The organism is Anaeromyxobacter soli (assembly GCF_022808855.1).
In the GTDB taxonomy this organism is placed as follows: Bacteria; Myxococcota; Myxococcia; order Myxococcales; family Anaeromyxobacteraceae; genus Anaeromyxobacter; species Anaeromyxobacter soli.
Genome location: NZ_JAKZLF010000008.1, coordinates 1 through 17,109, shown reverse-complemented (window position 1 = coordinate 17,109; position 17,109 = coordinate 1). Strand labels below are relative to the sequence as shown.

Annotated in this window: 15 protein-coding genes, 1 rRNA gene and 1 pseudogene; 4 read left to right on the top strand and 13 right to left on the bottom strand. The window is 75.4% G+C overall.

Features of this window, described 5'->3' with window-relative positions; genetic code table 11:
- Positions 1 to 91 precede the first annotated feature (91 nt).
- Positions 92 to 1,897, bottom strand: a complete 1,806-nt coding sequence (locus MLV88_RS07920) for a hypothetical protein (RefSeq protein WP_243337251.1) — start codon at positions 1,895 to 1,897, stop codon at positions 92 to 94.
- A 572-nt stretch (positions 1,898 to 2,469) separates the two neighbouring features.
- On the opposite strand from MLV88_RS07920, the gene MLV88_RS07915 reads away from it, so the two are divergent.
- A complete protein-coding gene (locus MLV88_RS07915) occupies positions 2,470 to 3,168 on the top strand; it encodes a pirin family protein (RefSeq protein WP_243337249.1) in 699 nt (232 codons plus the stop codon).
- Positions 3,169 to 3,171: 3 nt separating this feature from the next.
- Here MLV88_RS07915 and MLV88_RS07910 read toward each other — a convergent pair whose 3' ends face one another.
- Positions 3,172 to 4,608: a sensor histidine kinase gene (locus MLV88_RS07910; protein WP_243337247.1), complete on the bottom strand. Its 1,437-nt coding sequence runs from the start codon at positions 4,606 to 4,608 to the stop codon at positions 3,172 to 3,174.
- Between the two features lie 186 nt (positions 4,609 to 4,794).
- On the opposite strand from MLV88_RS07910, the gene MLV88_RS07905 reads away from it, so the two are divergent.
- Positions 4,795 to 5,223, top strand: a complete 429-nt coding sequence (locus tag MLV88_RS07905) for a DUF2267 domain-containing protein (protein WP_242336610.1) — start codon at positions 4,795 to 4,797, stop codon at positions 5,221 to 5,223.
- Between the two features lie 11 nt (positions 5,224 to 5,234).
- Here MLV88_RS07905 and MLV88_RS07900 read toward each other — a convergent pair whose 3' ends face one another.
- The 9 genes and pseudogenes from MLV88_RS07900 to MLV88_RS07860 all read right to left on the bottom strand — a co-directional run bounded on the left by MLV88_RS07900 (position 5,235) and on the right by MLV88_RS07860 (position 13,448).
- A complete protein-coding gene (locus tag MLV88_RS07900) occupies positions 5,235 to 5,891 on the bottom strand; it encodes a V-type ATP synthase subunit D (RefSeq protein ID WP_243337245.1) in 657 nt (218 codons plus the stop codon).
- Positions 5,842 to 7,264, bottom strand: a pseudogene (locus MLV88_RS07895) (V-type ATP synthase subunit B); the annotation flags it as partial. The gene MLV88_RS07900 and the pseudogene MLV88_RS07895, both read right to left, overlap by 50 nt.
- Positions 7,265 to 7,267: 3 nt before the next feature.
- The gene (locus tag MLV88_RS07890; protein ID WP_243337244.1) at positions 7,268 to 9,004 is read right to left on the bottom strand and encodes a V-type ATP synthase subunit A; all 1,737 of its coding nucleotides are present in this window, start codon (positions 9,002 to 9,004) and stop codon (positions 7,268 to 7,270) included.
- Positions 9,001 to 9,381, bottom strand: coding sequence for a V-type ATP synthase subunit F (locus MLV88_RS07885; RefSeq protein ID WP_242354683.1), 381 nt, complete (start codon positions 9,379 to 9,381; stop codon positions 9,001 to 9,003). The genes MLV88_RS07890 and MLV88_RS07885 overlap by 4 nt, the downstream gene beginning before the upstream one ends.
- Entirely contained in the window at positions 9,378 to 10,400 is a 1,023-nt protein-coding gene (locus MLV88_RS07880) for a V0D/AC39 family V-type ATPase subunit (RefSeq protein WP_243337242.1), read from the bottom strand. Before MLV88_RS07880 ends, MLV88_RS07885 begins: the two co-directional genes overlap by 4 nt.
- 1 nt (position 10,401) lies before the next feature.
- Complete coding sequence (locus MLV88_RS07875) at positions 10,402 to 10,983, bottom strand: hypothetical protein (protein ID WP_243337240.1); 582 nt, start codon at positions 10,981 to 10,983, stop codon at positions 10,402 to 10,404.
- A gap of 3 nt (positions 10,984 to 10,986) precedes the next feature.
- Positions 10,987 to 11,202 carry an ATPase gene (locus tag MLV88_RS07870; protein WP_242341367.1) on the bottom strand — a complete coding sequence of 72 codons (216 nt, stop codon included), beginning with the start codon at positions 11,200 to 11,202 and terminating at the stop codon, positions 10,987 to 10,989.
- A 9-nt stretch (positions 11,203 to 11,211) separates the two neighbouring features.
- Positions 11,212 to 13,089, bottom strand: coding sequence for a V-type ATP synthase subunit I (locus MLV88_RS07865; protein ID WP_243337239.1), 1,878 nt, complete (start codon positions 13,087 to 13,089; stop codon positions 11,212 to 11,214).
- Positions 13,086 to 13,448: a hypothetical protein gene (locus MLV88_RS07860; protein ID WP_243337237.1), complete on the bottom strand. Its 363-nt coding sequence runs from the start codon at positions 13,446 to 13,448 to the stop codon at positions 13,086 to 13,088. The genes MLV88_RS07865 and MLV88_RS07860 overlap by 4 nt, the downstream gene beginning before the upstream one ends.
- 498 nt (positions 13,449 to 13,946) lie before the next feature.
- Between MLV88_RS07860 and MLV88_RS07855 the strand changes: the two genes are divergently transcribed.
- Entirely contained in the window at positions 13,947 to 14,381 is a 435-nt protein-coding gene (locus MLV88_RS07855) for an NUDIX hydrolase (RefSeq protein WP_243337236.1), read from the top strand.
- Between the two features lie 187 nt (positions 14,382 to 14,568).
- Here the strand turns inward: MLV88_RS07855 and MLV88_RS07850 are convergent, their stop codons facing one another.
- Positions 14,569 to 15,981, bottom strand: coding sequence for a DUF763 domain-containing protein (locus MLV88_RS07850; protein ID WP_308197549.1), 1,413 nt, complete (start codon positions 15,979 to 15,981; stop codon positions 14,569 to 14,571).
- 217 nt (positions 15,982 to 16,198) lie between these two features.
- Here MLV88_RS07850 and MLV88_RS07845 point away from each other — a divergent pair, with 217 nt between their 5' ends.
- Positions 16,199 to 16,825, top strand: coding sequence for a UdgX family uracil-DNA binding protein (locus MLV88_RS07845; RefSeq protein WP_243337234.1), 627 nt, complete (start codon positions 16,199 to 16,201; stop codon positions 16,823 to 16,825).
- Positions 16,826 to 16,988: 163 nt separating this feature from the next.
- On the opposite strand, the gene rrf is transcribed toward MLV88_RS07845, so the two are convergent.
- Positions 16,989 to 17,105: ribosomal RNA gene (gene rrf / locus MLV88_RS07840) — 5S ribosomal RNA — on the bottom strand.
- Positions 17,106 to 17,109 lie beyond the last annotated feature (4 nt).

Sequence of the window (17,109 nt, the reverse complement as noted above, 5' to 3'; positions counted from 1 at the left end):
CCGGCGGGTTTGGGGGGGGGGCCGCCGCGGGGGGGGGGCGGGGGGGGGGGGGGCCCCACCGGCCCCGCGCCTCACCCGCGGAAGCGCCCGCCTACTCGTACGTAAAGTTGAACTCGGCGGTGCCCCCCGAGATCCCCACGGCGTTTACCACGGAGATGGCCGCCGTGGTTCCGACGTAATCGGGAGTCGCCGGGTTCGGCGCCGTCACGGTGATGTAGGGCTCATACCGCTTTCCCGTCGCGGGGTCCGTGCCCTCGGGCCACTCCATCGACATGCTGGACGGCAGCTGCCCCCCGAAGTCGACGCTGTGCGCAGTGTGCAAGCTGGTTCCCCTCAGCGTGACCCTGGTGCCCCTGGGCCCGTGGTTCGGCTCGATGCTCGTCAGCTGCATCAGGCGCGGATCGGGCGCGAGCGGGAGGGAGAGCGAGAAGGTGAAAGGGTACGGGGTGCCGACGTTGGTGCCATTGTCGTTGGACGCTCTCGGCTCCTTGCGGGGGTTGCCGAGCGGGATCGTCCCGAAGTGCATGGCCGTACCGCACCCCGAATCGAACATGAGCCCGTTGCTGGGATTGTTCGCGACGTCGCCGACCACGTCGATGCTCTTGTCGCCGACCCAGAAGGTGCCGAGGCTCCCGCTGTAGTTGCACTGGGTGATGTCCCAGAAGTAGGACCATCCGAGGAGCATGGAGAGATCGACCTGCACCGACAGGACGGGGACGCCGTCCCTGTTGACGGGCAGAGCGCTACGAACCTCCGGCAGCAGCGCCCACACCCACTCCTGTGAAGGCTCGAACGAAGAACCGTAGATGACCCCTGGTAGCCCCGCGGTGACGAGGAGCCCCGGGCCGCCACACGCGTGGTTCCCCGGGTCGATGTTCTGCTTGACGTGGTTCCAGGAATCGTAGGTCCAGCGGACCTTCGACGGATCCGTCGGGTCGGCGGAGATCTGCGGCAGGATCGTGATCGCGTCCGCCTGATAGGTCTTCGTGTTGGAGTACGATACGCCCGCGCTGAACCCGAGCGAGCGGCTCACCTCTGCGCTGGGCTTCCCGCCCGAGAAGCCCGCGCTCGAGCCTATCGTCCCCGACGCGCCGAAGTTCCAGGTCACGCCGGTGCTGTACTGCACGTTGGGCATCTGCGCCTGGGGCGCGGTGTAGCCGGCGAGGACCTTCACCCCGGTTTTGAGCGTGGCGTCCGTCACGGAGGCGCCCACGTTGGCCTGCCTGAGCCAGTACCCCGCGAAGCGGTTGTTCTTGCCGATGGAGAGCTTGCAGCCCCCCGTGTTCACGGCGGCGGAGATGCGTGTCAGCAGGTAGTCGCCCGGCTGATCCACCACGGAGATGGGGCTATGCACCGCCCAGGAGTAGGTCGTCACGGCGAACGTGTCGGTGCACTTCTGCTTCGACCCGCAGTGATTGCTGTAGAAAGCTTCCATGCTGAAGACGTCCGTGTGCGACCACGGGAACTGTTCCGGCTCGCTCCCCAGCGTGTTGTAGCCGGGTGCTTCGGCGGCCACGATCGCCCTGGGCCCGCTCGCCCTGGGCGCGCTCGCCATGGAGGCGATCCCCGATTCGAAGGTCCCGCGGACTTGCCTCCGGAACCAGTCGAGCACCATCTCGGCGTAGGCCTCCTTGCGCACGTCGGCGTCCGGAGAGGGCTCGAAGTTGGGAATGGACCGGATCGCGAGCATGCGCAACCGCCCCTGCGGCGCCGCGAGCACGTACAGCTCGGCAGGATTGGTCAGCGTGATGGCGGGGACGCTCCCGTTGATGGCGTGAAGGCGCACGAGCAGGTCCTCGGTGACGCCGGTCACCAGGATGGCGTGCCCCTCCTTCAGGACGGTCCTCAGCGCGCTCCTCTCGCTGTCGGAGAGCTCGAGCAGGCTATCCGCATTCATCAGCACGGGTCCGTCGGTCTCCCCGCGCCACTTCTTCGGGTGGAATAGCTTCTCGAGCTGTTTGACCAGGGCACCCCTGGGCTTGCCGTGCTCATAGCTCGCCAGATCGATCTTCACGGCGAAACTATCCGCCCCCCCGGAGGCTTGTGGCCCCGCGGACGACGCGCCCGCCAGCTGATTGTCCTGTTCGCGCCCACCGCAAGCCGCCAATGCCAGCACCGCCACGAACGTGCACAAGCGACGCATTCCACACCTCCTGTCGCCTCGCAGCGTGAGACGGTTCGCGAACCGGGCCCAGCGAGAAGAGAGGTGCCTTCCTTGGGAGTCGGACGATTCACCGCCGTCCTCGGCGTGTGACGGAGTGCCTTCCCGCGCTGCCTGCGCCTCGGGCGTTCCCTCGCGCACGCCTCGTCGTCCGCGCCATCCGGCTGACTGCTGGCGGCTCGTCGGTGCCCCCGCGGGGGAAGGGGCCGGCCGGACCTTCGCCGCGAGAGGCCCATCGCGAGGAGCCACGCCGGACGGGCCACAAGGATGGCGTTGATCTTCACGCCCGCCGGCGCCAAGAAGCGGCGATGATCACGATCCGCCGCTCCGAGGACCGCGGCCACTTCGACCACGGCTGGCTCGACACCCGCCACACCTTCTCGTTCGCCGACTACCACGACCCCCATCACATGGGGTTCCGCACGCTCCGCGTCATCAACGAGGACCGCGTCGCCCCGGGCCAGGGGTTCGGGACTCACGGCCACCGCGACATGGAGATCCTGTCCTACGTGCTGTCGGGCCGCCTCGCCCACCGCGACTCGATGGGGACCGGCTCGACCATCGGGCCGGGCGAGGTGCAGCGCATGACGGCCGGGACCGGGGTCCTGCACAGCGAGTTCAACGGCTCCGACTCCGAGCCCGTCCGCTTCCTGCAGATCTGGATCCTGCCCGAGCGCCGCGGCCTCCTCCCTGGCTACGAGCAGAAGCAGTTTCCGGAGGAGGAGCGGCGCGGCCGGCTGCGGCTCGTCGCCTCCCACGACGGCGCCCACGGCAGCGTGACGATCCACCAGGACGCGCGGGTGTACGCGGCGCTCCTCGAGGCCGGAGAGCGGGCGGTGCTCCCGCTCCAGGCCGGGCGGCACGCCTGGGTCCAGGTGGCGCGAGGCACGCTGCGGCTCAGAGACGAGACGCTCGCGGCGGGCGACGGCGCCGCCTTGAGCGACGAGCGCGAGGTGCGGCTCGAGGGCGTCGAGGCGGCCGAGGTGCTGGTGTTCGACCTCGCCTGAGGCTCAGCCGGCCGACGCGCTACCGCGCGCGTCGGCCTCGAGCGCCACCGGTCCTGCGAGCGGGAGCTCGATGCGGAAGGTGGCGCCCTCCCCCGCCGAATCCTCCACGGCGATGCGCCCTCCGTGCGCCTCGATCACCCGGCGCGCCACGAACAGGCCGAGCCCCAGGCCCCCGAAGTTGCGCGGGGAGACCGCGCGCTCGAACCGGTCGAAGATGCGCTCGCGCACCGAGGGATCGACGCCGATGCCGCGGTCTCGGACGACGAGGAGCCCCGCCTCGCCGCGGCGCTCGAGCTCCACGTCCACCGGCTTCCCCGCGCCGTACTTGAGGGCGTTCGCGAGCACGTGTCCCACGGCGCGCTCGACCTCGTCCGGATCGATGCGCGCCGGCATCGCGTCCGGCAGCTCGAGCCGCACCGTGCTCCCGGCGCGCGAGGCGGCGTCGCCCAGCCGCTCGGCGGCGACGCGCACGACCTCGGCGAGGTCCGCCTCGCGCGGCGCGATCCGCAGCTCTCCCCGATCGAGGCGGGACACGTCGAGCAGCTCGTCCACCAGCCGGGCGAGCCGCGCCTGCTGGCGCAGCGCCGCCCCGGAGCTCGCCGCGATCCGCTCGGGCGAGGCCGCGCCGCGCGCGGCGGCGAGCTTCAGCCCCTCGAGCTGCAGCCGCAGGCTCGTGAGCGGCGTCCTGAGCTCGTGCGAGGCCACCGCGAGGAACTCGTCCCGCGCTCGGAGCGCGTCCCGGAGCTCGTCCTCGACGGCCTTTCGCCGGTCGATTGGCTCGGCCACGGAGATGAAGGAACGCGGCCGGCCTGCGCCGTCGCGCACCAGCGCGACCGTGAGGTTCACCCAGGTGGCCCGACCGTCTCGCCGGAGGTAACGCTTCTCCACCGTGTAGGTCTCGTCCTCGCCCGTGACGAGCCGCCGGCCGTGCGCCTCGTTCTCCCCGACGTCCTCCGGGTGCGTCATGTCCTGGAAGCGGAGCGCGCACAGCTCGTCCTCGGTGTAGCCGAGGATCTCGGCGTAGCGGCGGTTGACCCGCAGCCAGCGCCCATCCAGCGCGACGTGGGCGATGCCGATCGCGGCGTTCTCGAAGGCGGCGCGGTAGCGCGCCTCGCTGCGGGCCAGCGCGCGGACCGAGCGCCGGGCGACTGCGAAGGCTCCAGCGGCGAGGGCGAGCGCCACCGCGGCGGCGGCCAGCAGGGCGCGCGAGGCGTTGTGGATGCTGGCCGCGAGCTTCGTTCGCGCGGCCTCGAGCGCCTCGTCGTGCGCGCGAGCGAGCGCCGGGGCGATCGAGCGCAGCTCGCCGTGGATCGGCGCGAGCTCGGCGGAGACGACCGCGTCGAGCGTGGCCGCCTGGCTCAGCATGCCGAAGGCGCCAGCGCCCACGGCCACCGTCCCCAGCGCGAGGACGAGGAACGCCAGCGGACCGAGCCGAGCCACGCGCGGCCCCCTGGCCGCCCCGCTGGGATCCCATCGGCGCATGATGGGTGGCGGTCGTACCACCCCACGCCCGCCCCCGGGGCACCGTTCTTCGCCCGTTTGGGGATGCGCGAACCCGCCCCCGTGAGGGGGACCGCCGACCGCGCGGGCGCTGCCGTGTCGTGGTCGCGTGATGATCTTGGCGGCATGGCTCTCCCCGGCGATCACGATCCGCTTCAGGACGCGAACTTCCAGGCCCTCGTGACCGCCCTCGCGCGCGAGGGGCTCCCTCGCCGCGCCGAGGCAGCGCGCGCGGTCGAGGCGGTCATGTGCGCGCTCGCGCAGCGCATCCAGCGCCCGGAGTTCGACGACCTCCGCGAGCACCTGCCCGAGCCCTTCGGCAGCCGCCTCACCGCCTGCGAGCGCCACTCCGCGCGGCCGCCGCGCCCGCTCCGCTCGGCCGACGACTTCTACGCCATCGTGGCGGAGGACCTCGAGCGCGATCCGCAGGAGGTCGAGGCGGCGGTCCGCGCCGTGTTCGCCGCGCTCCGCGCGCAGATGGCCGAGGCGGACGCCGAGCTCGTCGGGCAGGAGCTGCCGCTCGAGCTCGAGCCGCTGTGGCGCCGCCCGTCGTGAGCTGAGCGCGCTCAGCGCGCTGACGAGCCGGCGGCGCCGGCGCGACGGCGCGCGCCCCGAGCCCGGAACCGCTTAAGCCGCACCACGTCCTCGCGGTCTCGCTCGTCGAGCGCTGCCTCGACGCGGCCCGCCTCGGCTGCGAGCGCGGGGAGCACGAGCTGCTCGAGCGCGTTGATGCGCCGGGAGGTCGCCTGGATCTCCTCGCCCAGCCGGGCGAGGTGCAGCTCCCGCGAGGCGATCCGGAGCAGCACCTCGAGCGCCTCCTCGTGGCGCCGCGCCGCCTCGGCGCCCGCGAGCCCCCAGCTCGTCGGCACGCTGCCCCGCTCGTCCGCCGCGCGCACGAGCGGCGGCGCCGATACCGACGGCGTCGGCACGCCCCACACCCGCCGCACGCTCACCTGGAGCGGCACCTCGCGCGCGGCGGTCAGCGCGAGCGACTCGAGCGCCTCCTCCCCGTCGAGCGCGCGCGAGATCCCGAGCGCCTTCACCGCCTCGCGCAGCACCTCGTCGAGGCGCGCGCGCCCGGCGAGGACCTCGCGCATGAGCCTCCAGAGCTCCCCAGCGAGCACCTCGCGCTTGGCGCGCAGCAGGCGCGCACCCTTCGACGCGATCTCGGCGCGCCACCGCACCTCCAGCAGGCCCATGCGCGTCGTGGGCGTGCGGCTCACGGGGCCTCCTTCCGGCGCGCCTCGAGCACCGCCGCCGGGAGGCGGGTGAGCGCCTCGGGCGGGAACGGGGCCATGAGCTTCCACCCGAGCTCGAGCGTGTCCTCGATCGAGCGGAACGCGTCCCCCTGGCCGACGAGCTCGCGCTCGAACCGATCCGCGACGTCGAGGAGCCGCCGCTCGTCCTCGCCGAGGTTCGCCGCGCCCACGATCGCGGCCATGCGGCGCACGTCGCGCCCGCGCGCGTAGAGCGCGTAGAGCTGGTCCGCGACGGGCCGGTGGTCGGCGCGGGTGCGGCCGGCGCCGACCCCGAGCCCCATGAGCCGCGAGAGCGAGGGCAGCACGTCGATGGGCGGGTAGATGCCCCGCCTGTCGAGCTCGCGCGAGAGGACGATCTGTCCCTCCGTGATGTACCCGGAGAGATCGGGGATGGGGTGGGTGAGGTCGTCGTCCGGCATCGTCAGCACCGGGACCTGCGTGATCGAGCCGGGCCGGCCGGCGATCCGCCCGGCGCGCTCGTAGAGGGTCGCGAGGTCCGTGTACATGTAGCCGGGGTAGCCGCGCCTGCCGGGCACCTCCTCGCGCGCCAGCGCGACCTCGCGCAGCGCCTCGCAGTAGCTCGTCATGTCGGTGAGCACGACGAGGACGTGCAGGCCGTGTCCGAAGGCGAGGTGCTCGGCGCAGGTGAGCGCGCAGCGCGGCGTCATCAGCCGCTCGATGGGCGGGTCCTCCGCGCGGTTCAGGAACACCGCCGTCCGATCGAGCACGCCCGCGCGCCGGAACGCCTCCAGGTAGGCGTCGTACTCGCGGAACGGCGCGCCCATGGCGGCGAACACCACCGCGAAGCGCTCGCCGCCGCGGACGCGCGCCTGGCACACGAGCTGCGCGGCGAGCCGCCCGGCGGGCAGGCCGGCGCAGGAGAACACCGGGAGCTTCTGCCCGCGGACGAGGGTGTTCATCCCGTCGATCGCGGAGATGCCGGTCTCGATGAAGTCGGCGGGCTTCTCGCGCCGCGTGACGTTCAGCGCCGCGCCGTGGATGGGCAGGCGCGCCTCGGCGATGGGCGGCGGCAGCCCGTCCACGGGGCGGCCGAGCCCATCGAGCACGCGGCCGAGCATGCCGCGCGAGACGCCGAGGGCCGCGACCTCGCCGGTGAGCGTCACCTCCGCGCGCGCCGGCGAGAGGCCGCGCGTCTCCTCGAGCACCTGGATCGCGACGCGGGCGCCGGTGAGCTCGATGATCTGCCCCCGGCGCTCCTCACCCCCGGCGCGGATGCGGACGATCTCGCCGAGCCGCGCGCGCGGGACTCCCTCGAGGAACAGGAGCGGCCCCGCGATCCCCTCCGCTCCACGCACCCGCCGCGTCACGAGGTCCATGGCTCACTCCGCCTCGAGGCGCGCGATGGCCTCCGCGATCTCGGCGCGGAGCGCTCCGGCGCCGCTCGCGATGGCCTCCGCCGGAACGGAGCCGAGGCGGAGGAGGCGGGCCGAAAGCCCGGCCTCGAGGATGGAGCGGAGCGGCACGCCCGCCGCGACGGCGTTGGCCGCACGGCCGTGGAGCTCGAGGTGGAGCCGCAGCATCTCGAGCGCCTTGCGGGGCGGGCAGCTCGCGTCCACGGGATCGTAGGCGCTCTGCCGGAGGAACCCCTCGCGCAGCAGCCGCGCCGACTCCAGCACCAGCCGCTCGGCGTCCTGGAGCGACTCGGTGCCCACGAGCTCCGCCACCTCGACGAGCTCGCGCTCCCGCTGCAGGAGGTGCATCGCCTCCTCGCGCAGCGCCCCGAACCCCTCCCCGGCCTCTCGCTCGAACCAGCCCCGGAGCCGCTCCGCCTCGAGCGAGAAGGAAACGCCCCAGTCCAGCGCCGGGTAGTGGCGGCGGTGCGCGAGGTCGGCCGACAGCGCCCACAGCACGCCCGTCGCGCGCAGCGAGCACTGCGTGACGGGCTCCGAGAGATCGCCGCCGGGCGGCGACACCGCGCCCACCACGGTGACCGAGCCCTCGCCGCACCCCAGCGTCTCGACGCGCCCGGCGCGCTCGTAGAACCGCGCGAGCCGCGACGCGAGGTAGGTCGGGTAGCCCTCCTCGCCCGGCATCTCCTCGAGGCGCGCGGAGATCTCCCGCAGCGCCTCGGCCCAGCGGGAGGTGGAGTCGATCATGAGCGCGACCGAGCGGCCCATGTCGCGGAAGTACTCGGCGATCGTGCAGCCCGTGTAGATCGAGGCCTCGCGCGCGGCGACCGGCATGTTCGAGGTGTTCACGACGAGGACGGTGCGACCGAGGAGCGGACCGCCGGTGCGGGGGTCGTCGAGCTTGGGCAGCTCGTCGAGCACCTCGGCCATCTCGTTGCCACGCTCGCCGCAGCCCACGTAGACGACCACGTCCGCGGCCGCGTGCTTGGCGAGGCTCTGCTCGAGCACGGTCTTGCCCGTCCCGAAGCCGCCCGGCACCATCGCCGTGCCGCCCGACGAGACCGGGAAGAAGCAGTCGAGCACGCGCTGGCCGGTGAGGAACGGCACGTCGGGCGCGAGCCGGCGGCGGATGGGGCGCGGCCGGCGAACCGGCCAGCGATGGGCGAGCGCGAGCTCCGTGCCGCCCTCGAGCCGGACGACCGGCTCGTCCACGGTCACGGCGCCCCCGCGGACCTCGGCGATCCTCCCGCCCGCGCCCGGCGGCGCGAGCACCGGGTGCGCGTCGGGACCGGAGCGCGCGATCCCGAGGCAGGCGCCGGGGAGGAGCTCGTCGCCCGCGCGGACGCTCGGCTCGAGCTCCCAGCGCCGCGCCCGATCGAGCGCCGGCAGGCGGGCGCCGCGTCCGAGGAAGTCGCCCTGGCGCGCGGCGAGGGCGTCGAGGGGGCGCTGGACGCCGTCGAAGACCGAGCCGAGGAGCCCGGGCCCGAGCTCCACCGCGAGCGGCTCGCCCGTCGGCTCCGCGGGCTCGCCCAGCGCGAGCCCCTCCGTCTCCTCGTACACCTGGATCGTCGCGAGGTCGCGCTCGAGCCGGATCACCTCGCCGAGGAGGCGCTCCTCTCCGACCCACACGACCTCGTTCAGCCCGGCCCCGGCGAGCCCGTCCGCGACGACGGTCGGCCCTGCGATCCGGACGAGCCTGCCCGTCATGGTCCCTCCCCGGCCGCGCCGAGCTTCACGCCGTACCCGACGGCGCGGCGGATCAGCGCCGCGACGTAGGCGCGGCCGCGCCCCTCCTCGCCCCAGCGGCGCGGCAGCGCGAAGGGCAGCACCACGGGGAGGCCGCGCTCTCGCGCGCGCCGCAGCGGGCGGGGTCCCGCCGCCGCGAGGACCTCCTCCTCGACGGCGAGCACGCCTGCGTCCGCTGCGCCCGCGAGCCGCCGGAGCGTCGCGGCCTCCTCGCCGCGCCCGGCCTCCTCCACGGTGGCGCCGGCGAGGCGGAACCCGAGCGCGTCCCCCGGGCGGACCACGACCACGAGCCGCAGCGGCCCTCCGGCAGCCTGCCCCGCTCGGGCGGCGTGCGTCACGGGCCCTCCTCCGCGAGATCGAGGATCTCGCCCGCGGGCAGCCCGAGCGCCGCGCCGCGGAGCACCAGCGCCGTGCGCCGGACCTCTGCGCGCCGCGCGGCGAGCCAGGCGAGCGGCACCGCGAGCGAGAGCGGTCGGCTCCGCGCCTCGCGCCGCAGCGCGACGACCATCCGCCGCTCGAGCGCGCGCTCCGCGCCCCAGGGCGTGGCGAGGTCCGACGCCGCGACCCCGAGCGCCTGCGCGAGCGCATCCCGCACGGCCGCGCCCTCGCGCAGGGCCGCGACGCGCCGGAGCGCCTCGCCCGAGAGGAGCCGCCCCCCGTCCAGCAGGGCGTCCGCCGCCGGCGGCGCGCCCGCGAGGGCGAGCAGCGTGGCCGCGTTGCGGGCGTCGACGCGATCGCCGAGGTGCCTCGCGAGGATCGCCGCGTCCTCTCCGCCGCGGCGGCACGCCGCTCTCGCGCGCGCGAAGGCGGCGCGGTCCGCGGCGATCTCGAGCGCGAGCAGACCGTGCTCCCCCGGCGCGCCCAACGCGCCGCGGGCCGCCGCGGCCACCTCGCTCCCCGCGCAGGCGAGCACCTCCAGCGCCGCGGCGACGTCCGGCGCGACGGCGGCGGCGCGGCGTCCAGCGTCCGCGAGACCCGGGACGGGAGGGGCCGCCGCGAGGGTCCGATCCACCGGCGCGCCCGCGGCCACCCCGCGCGCGATCGCCTTCACGGCGGCGGCCTCCTCGAGCGCGAGGAAGGCGGAGAGGAGCGCCCGCTGCCGCGCGCCCTCCGTGTCCCGCAGGAGGCGCGCCTCCTCGCGGTGGACCGCCTCGCGCAGCGCGAGCTCGACCGCGGCGAGCGGGTCGGGCGCGCCCGTCACCGCGGCAGGGATCCCGGCGCCCGCGGCGCTCGACCGCAGCAGCTCGAGCCGCGCCTCGAGGCCGCCGCGCGCGAGCAGCTCGCGCAGCGCGCGATCGCCGAGGAGCCGCGCCCGCCGCGCGCCGATCCGGGAGTTCGCGAAGTCGAGGCGCGCCACGTCAGCCCTCCGCGAAGAGCAGCTCCGCGAGCTCGGCCTCGAGGGCGGGCCACGCCCGCTCGAGCCGTGAGGGCAGCGTGTCGTCCAGGACGCGCCGCCCCGCCACGAGCTCCACGCCCCCGCGAGCCTCCGGCGCCGCACGGACGACCGCCCGCGCGGCCGCGCCCGCGTCCAGCGCGGCGAGTGCCCGGCGCGCCTCCTCCTCGGCGCCCGGATCCACGACGAGCTCGAGGGGCCCGTCCCCGGCCTCCGGCAGGATCTCCGCGAGGAGCGCGGCGTCGAGCGCGGCGCCTCCCTCCGCGACGAGCCGCGCGCGGGCCTCGTCGCGCAGCCCCTCGAGCAGCCTCCTTCGCTCGACGAGGAGCGCGCGCTCCCGCTCGACCGCGACCGCCTCGTGGGCAGCGCGCCGCCGCGCCGCCCCCTCGACCCGCTCGCGCGCGAGCACCGAGTCCCGCGCCGAGGCGGCCGCGGCGCGCGCCTCCTCCACGATGCGCGCGCTCTCGCGCTCCGCCGCGGCGCGCACCTCCCGCGCCTCTCGCGCCGCCTCCTCCCCGAGGACGCGCAGGAGCTCCGGGTAGCCCACGGCCTACCCCCCCGTGAGGATCAGCACCGCCACGACGAACCCGAGGATCACCAGCGTCTCGGGGATGGCGAGCATCACGATGATGGCGCCGCGGACCTCCGGCTTCTCCGCGAGCGCCCCGGCGCCGGCGGCGCCGATCCGGGACTGCACCCACGCGGTCGCGATTGCGGACACCCCCACCGCGATCGCGGCCGAGACGGCGAGCAGCACCTTGTCCATGTCATCCTCCTAGCGGGACAGCGCGAAGGGGCGGTAGGGCGCACCGCCCTCGTCGTAGAACTTCTCGAAGAACTCGACGTAGTGGAGCCGGAGCGCGGCCACGGTCGGGCTGATGAGCCCGAGCGTGAAGTTCACGACGTGCAGCAGCACGCCGATGGCGAGCCCCGCGGCCACCGGCCGGAGGGTCGTCGCGACGAGGTTCGCGACCTCGGCGAGCATCACCGAGGCGAGCCCGAGCGCCATGAGGCGGGCGTAGGACAGGACGTTGCCGAGGCCGAGCACGAGCTCGAGGGCCGCCATCGGCCCCTCCGCACCCACCGCCACGGCGAGCAGCGCCCCGCCCGCCCAGAGCGCCGGCGGGAGCGCCGCTGCGGGCAGCAGGTGCACGGCGGTCGCGCCGGCGACCGCGGCGGCGCAGAGGAGCCCGAGCTTCGCGGCGCGTGCCAGCGCGGCGCGGCGATGCCCCGCGCGCAGCGCGCCCGCGATCCCGAGCGCCATGCCGATGCCCACGTGGACGGCGCCGACGGCGATGGCGACCCCGAGGAACGCCATGAAAGCGCGCCGCCGGTCGAGGAGCACGGGGCGCATCCCGAGGTGGGACCCCACCTCGCCCAGGGCCTCCCCGAAGAGGATCCCGAAGGCGACCGCGGAGAGCGCGCACGCGAGCGCGATCCAGGTCAGGTCCCGCCCGAGCGCGCCCCCCACCCCTCGCACGCGCAGCACGAGCGCCACCACGATCCCCGCCGTGCCGCAGACGACGTCGCCGAGCACGAGCCCGAAGAAGAGCGGGAAGAAGACGGCGAGCCAGGGGGTCGGATCCGTCGAGCCGTAGCGCGGCAGCGGCACGAGCGCGAGGAGCCGCTCGAAGGGCCGGACGTGCCGCCCGTTCCGGAGCACCACGGGGACCTCCGGCCAGGCGTCCCGCTCCGGCGTGCACGCCAGCACCGTCACCCGCTCGCAGAGCTCACTTGCCGCCGAAGCCTGGAAGGCCGGCACCCGCTCCGCGGGCATGTACCCCGAGACGACGAACGCGAAGCGCGTCGCGCCGCAGGCGTCCTCGGCGTGCACCCGCTCGAGGAAGGCGCGCGTCGCGGCGGCGCTCGCGGCGAGCGGGGCGGCGAGCCCGTCCGCGAGGCGAGACCAGGCCGCCTCGACCTCCGCCTGCTCGGCGGGGATCGTCCGGGCGCGCCCGGTGAGGTGCAGGAGCACGTCGATGAGCGCCTTCCCGGAGCAAGCGGAGGGGAGCTTCACCTCGTCCACGCCGCGCTCGAAGAGGAGCGCCGCCACGGCGCGCCCGCAGGCGCGCGGCACGACGATGAGGACTCCGGTTCGCTCCGCGTCGATCGGCCGGGCGGTGAGGTCGAAGGCGCCGCCGGTGATGCGGCGCAGCTCTCCGCGAAGGAGCGCGATGGCCTCGGGGTCCGTGCGCAGCTCGAGGCCGTGGAGCTCCGGCTCCTGGCGCGGCTCGAGGCCGTGGGAGAACGGCGCCAGCGCCACCACGAGCCGGGAGAACCGTGCGATCGCGTCCCCCTCCTCGGCCAGCGCGGCGCGCCGCGCCTCGAGCGCCGTGAGCGCCGCGTCGATCTCCGCGAGCCGCGCGAGCAGCGCCTCGGAGCCCGGCTCCGGCAGCGGTCCCTCGCCCTCGCCGCGCCCGCCGGCGAGCCGTGCACGGAGCGACTCGAGGCGGACGAGCGCCTCCTGTGCGCGCGCGGCGCGCGCCGCCACCGACGGGACGGGCGCGCACCGCTCGACGAGCGCGCGCTCTCCGGGCCGCACCGGCGTCGGCCGGCGGAGCTCCAGGACGCCTTGCGCCTGCAGGAACGCGAGCGCGCCCTCGAGCCGATCTCGCGGGCCGATCAGCTGGACGCGCGCCATCGGCAGGATCACGGCCGCCTCCCGAGGACCACCGCGAGGACCCGCTCCAGCGCGCGCGCGCGGTTCCGCTCGGCGCGGGCCGCCACGGCCGCCACCTCCGCCACGACCGCCTCGCGCGCTCGCTGCGCCTCCGCGTCGAGCGCCGCCGCCTCGTCCGCGCGGAGCGCGTCGCGCACCCGCTCGACCTCGCGCCGTCCGGCGGCGACGATCCGCTCCGCCTCGCGCCGCGCGCTCTCGAGGGCGACGGCCGCCTCCGAACGCACGGAGGCGAGCTCGCTCTCCAGCGCCGCCTCGTCCCCTCGCAGCCGCTCGAGCGTCTCGCGTTCACCGCCGCTTCGCGCCGGGTTCCGCACGACGAGCCCCCGTGTCATCGAGAAGACGCTCCTCGGCACGGGGTGGCAAGCAGGCTGCGCATTCCCGCTTGGGCCTGCGCGTCGAGGCACGTCGCGCCCTCCGCGGGCACGCATCGCGCCGCACCCATCGCGAGCGAGCCGGCGCGGGCCCGTGCGGTGCGCCGCCTCCCGGAGGAGGCCCACGCACGCCGCCGTGGTTGCGCTCCGCCCGCCACGCCTGGGAGGCGTCGCGGACGCGCGGCGCGCTTCCCCGCGGCCCGACCGGCATGTCGCCTCGAGGCGCCGGAACGGAGCGCCGGCCGTCCTGTCCAGCGAGCTCGCGGCGAGGATCGCGCGGCACCGTTTCGAGGTCTCTGGACCGCCGGCGCGAAGCTCGCGCCCGGGGGGCCGCGAGACTCTCCGCGGCGTATGTGCTGGCCTCCTTCACCGTCCCATGCTCCCCTCCCCGCCTCCGCGATGGAGGCGCGTGCAGCTCCCTCGACGAGAGCGCGCGGCCCGCCAGAGCCAGGAACGCCGATGACCTCTTCCGCCACCCGCCGCGCCTTCTCCGTCTCCGTCTTCTGCCGCAATGGCGGCGCGATCCTCCTCGTCCGTCACCGCCGGCTCGGGACCTGGCTCCCCGTCGGCGGCGAGATCGAGCCCGGGGAGACACCGCTCGAGGCCGCCCGCCGGGAGCTTCGGGAGGAGACCGGCCTCGAGGGAACGTTCCCCTCCGGCCTCGGGGTGGACGGCACGCCGCCGGGGCTCGTCGGCTACGAGGAGCATCCCGCCGGCTCGAAAGGCCTGCACCTGAACTTCGCGTTCGTGGCGGACGTCGCGTCGCGAACCCTCGCCGCCTGCGACGAGTGGGACGGCGCGCGCTGGGTGGGCGCTGACGACCTCGGGGCCGTCGAGTGTCCGGCGAACGTGCGCGAGCTCGCACGCATCGCGCTCACCGCGCCGGGCCATTGACTCGCGCTGCCGCCCGGGCCGATCCCTCTTGCGGCACGCGCTGGCTGCCTGCGGCGACGCCATCGTGCGCCTCGCGACGGGCTCGACCCGAGCGAGCGACGTGTGACCCGAACCGCCGTACGGGCGAAGGGCCCCGCCTCTCGCCTCTCGCCTCTCGCCGCACCGTCCGCACCGGACGGCGCACGGGTCACCGCGGCAACAGGGAGAGCTGGGCGGGTGGGGATGGGCGTGCCGTGTCGGCCGCGCGCGCGGCGTCACGCTGCGGCTCCGGGGAGCTCGCGTCTCGCGCCTGCCCGGCTCCTCGCGCCTCTCGCCCTGCGGCAGCGCCCCGAGCCCGCGTCGCTGAGCTCGTCCGGCGAGGCGCGACGTTCCCCGTGCCCGCTCCGTCGAGCACGCTTCGGCCGCCGTAGGCGCGGCTCGCCGCGCGCTCCCCCTCGACGAACGCCTCGAGTGACGGGCCCTCCGCCCCGGCCTCGAGCCGGCGCGCCTCGTCGTCCAGGCGCCGGATGGCCGCCATGCGGTCGTCGTTCCCGAGCTTCGCGCGCTCCACCGCGCGGCGCAGGACGCCGAGCGTCTCGTCGTAGACGCGGAGCGGGACGGGGAAGGGGTGGCCGTCCTTCCCGCCGTGCGCGAGCGAGAACCTCGCCGGATCGCTGAAGCGGCAGGGAGCGCCGTGGATCACCTCAGCGGCCGCCGCGAGCGCGAGCACCGTCCGCGCCCCGAGCCCCGGCGTGAGGAGCAGCTCCGCGAAGTCGACCGGCCCGCGCTCGGCCGCGGCGGCGATCGTTCCGTGCAGGCGGCGGAGCACCACGTCCGACGCGGTGACGGCGTGGTGGCCGGGGAGATCGAGGTGGGGGACTCGCCCGAGCGCGCTCCGGATGCTCGCGACGGCCCGCTCGGGCCCCTCGCGAACCAGCGCCAGCTGCGCGGCCCGCGACGGCGCCGCGCGCCGATCGGTCAGGTTCACGATGGCGCCGCCCGGCACCCCGTCGATCGCCGCGTGCGGTGCGTCGACGAAGCTCGTGAGCCCCTCGGACAGCCAGTGATAGCGGCGCGCGCGCCGCCGCACCGGGTCCATCCCCTGCTGGACGACGACCCAGGCGCCGTCCTCGGCCACGATGAAGGCGTGGAGGTACAGCGCGTGGCCGTCCTGCACGGCCGCGCCGTCGACCTTCGCAACGAGCCGGCTCGTCCGCGCCAGCGCCTCGCCGTCGAGGCCCGTTCGCTCGCCGAAGCCGACCAGCTCGTCCGGAGTGCGGCGCGAGTGGCGCCCGCGGCCGCCGCACACGCGCAGGCCGAGCTCGCGCTCCAGCGGCGCGAGCCCCCGCTGCAGCGCGCCGAGGACGCTCGTCGTGATCCCGGAGGAGTGCCAGTCCATCCCCATCAGGCTGCCGAGCGACTGGAACCAGAACGGATGGGACAGCCGCCGCAGGAGCTCCGCGCGCCCGTACTCGAGGACGATCGCCTCGGAGAGCACGCGCCCGAGGCGCGCCATGCGGTGGAAGAGCCATGGGGGCACGCGCCCGCCGTGGAGCGGGAGGTCGGCGGAACCCGTCCGCGCCCCCCTCGCCCCCGCACCGTTCGGTCGAGCGTTCGGCACCACCACCTCGTTTCGCCTCCCCGCCCGCCCGCCGCGCGGCCGGCCCCCCGCCGCGGTGGCCGTGTCCCGTGGTCTCCGGGGGTCTCCCGTGGATAACCATGAAGAAGTGCCACGTCGCTCCGACAGCCCGCCCCGCTCCGCCCGCGCCCGCCCACCCGCTCGCGCACCCTCGCTCCGCGACCCGCCCAAGCGATCAGGCGACCTCCGGCCGGCACCCGTGCCGAGGACGACCGACCTCGCTGCGCTCCGGCAAGCGGCGCGGACGTGCCGCGCGTGTCCGCTCTGGGAGCGCGGGACGCAGACCGTCTTCGGCGAGGGCCCGCGGCAAGCCGCGGTGCTCCTCGTCGGCGAGCAGCCGGGCAACGACGAGGACCTCGCGGGCCGGCCCTTCGTCGGCCCGGCCGGCCGCCTGCTCGACCGGGCGCTCGAGGCCGCGGGGCTCGACCGCGCCTCCGTCTACGTGACGAACGCGGTGAAGCACTTCAAGTGGGAGGCGCGAGGAAAGCGTCGCATCCACCAGAAGCCGAACGTCGGCGAGGTCCGCGCGTGCCGGCCCTGGCTCGACGCCGAGCTCCGGGCCGTCCAGCCCCGGGCCGTCGTCCTGCTGGGCGCGACCGCGGCGCAGGCGCTCCTCGGCAGCGACTTCCGGGTGACGCAGCGGCGCGGGGAGCTGCTCTCGACGGGATTCGCGCCCATCGTGGTCGCCACCGTGCACCCCTCGTCGATCCTGAGGGCCCCGGACGACGAAACGCGGCGGGAGGAGATGAGGCGGTTCGTCGAGGACCTGGCCCGGGTGGCGGAGGTGCTGCGCACCTCGCAGTCCTCACGGCCGACGGCGCCGTGAGAGGCATTCGGCGCTCCAGGCGCGCGCGGGCGTTGCGCGCCCGCGGCCGAGCGGCCGAAAGCAGCGCCGTGAGCCTGAGCTCCGGACCCGCCGGCCTCGGCGATGGAGCCGACAAAAGAAAAAGCCCGCCGGCGCGAATTGCGCCAGCGGGCCAAGAAAAAAAATGCGGCAGCGACCTACTCTCCCACACCGCTTCCGGTGCAGTACCATCGGCTCTGGTGGGCTTAACTACCGTGTTCGGGATGGGAACGGGTGTGACCCCACCGAAATAGCCACCGCAAACC

Bases quoted from the DNA above. Each gene is read 5' to 3' on its own strand.
- MLV88_RS07890 (WP_243337244.1), bottom strand. From the start codon at position 9,004: ATGACGGGCAGGCTCGTCCGGATCGCAGGGCCGACCGTCGTCGCGGAC.
- MLV88_RS07855 (WP_243337236.1), top strand. From the start codon at position 13,947: ATGACCTCTTCCGCCACCCGCCGCGCCTTCTCCGTCTCCGTCTTCTGC.
- MLV88_RS07905 (WP_242336610.1), top strand. From the start codon at position 4,795: ATGGCTCTCCCCGGCGATCACGATCCGCTTCAGGACGCGAACTTCCAG.
- MLV88_RS07870 (WP_242341367.1), bottom strand. From the start codon at position 11,202: ATGGACAAGGTGCTGCTCGCCGTCTCGGCCGCGATCGCGGTGGGGGTG.
- MLV88_RS07915 (WP_243337249.1), top strand. From the start codon at position 2,470: ATGATCACGATCCGCCGCTCCGAGGACCGCGGCCACTTCGACCACGGC.
- MLV88_RS07860 (WP_243337237.1), bottom strand. From the start codon at position 13,448: ATGACACGGGGGCTCGTCGTGCGGAACCCGGCGCGAAGCGGCGGTGAA.
- MLV88_RS07920 (WP_243337251.1), bottom strand. From the start codon at position 1,897: ATGAATGCGGATAGCCTGCTCGAGCTCTCCGACAGCGAGAGGAGCGCG.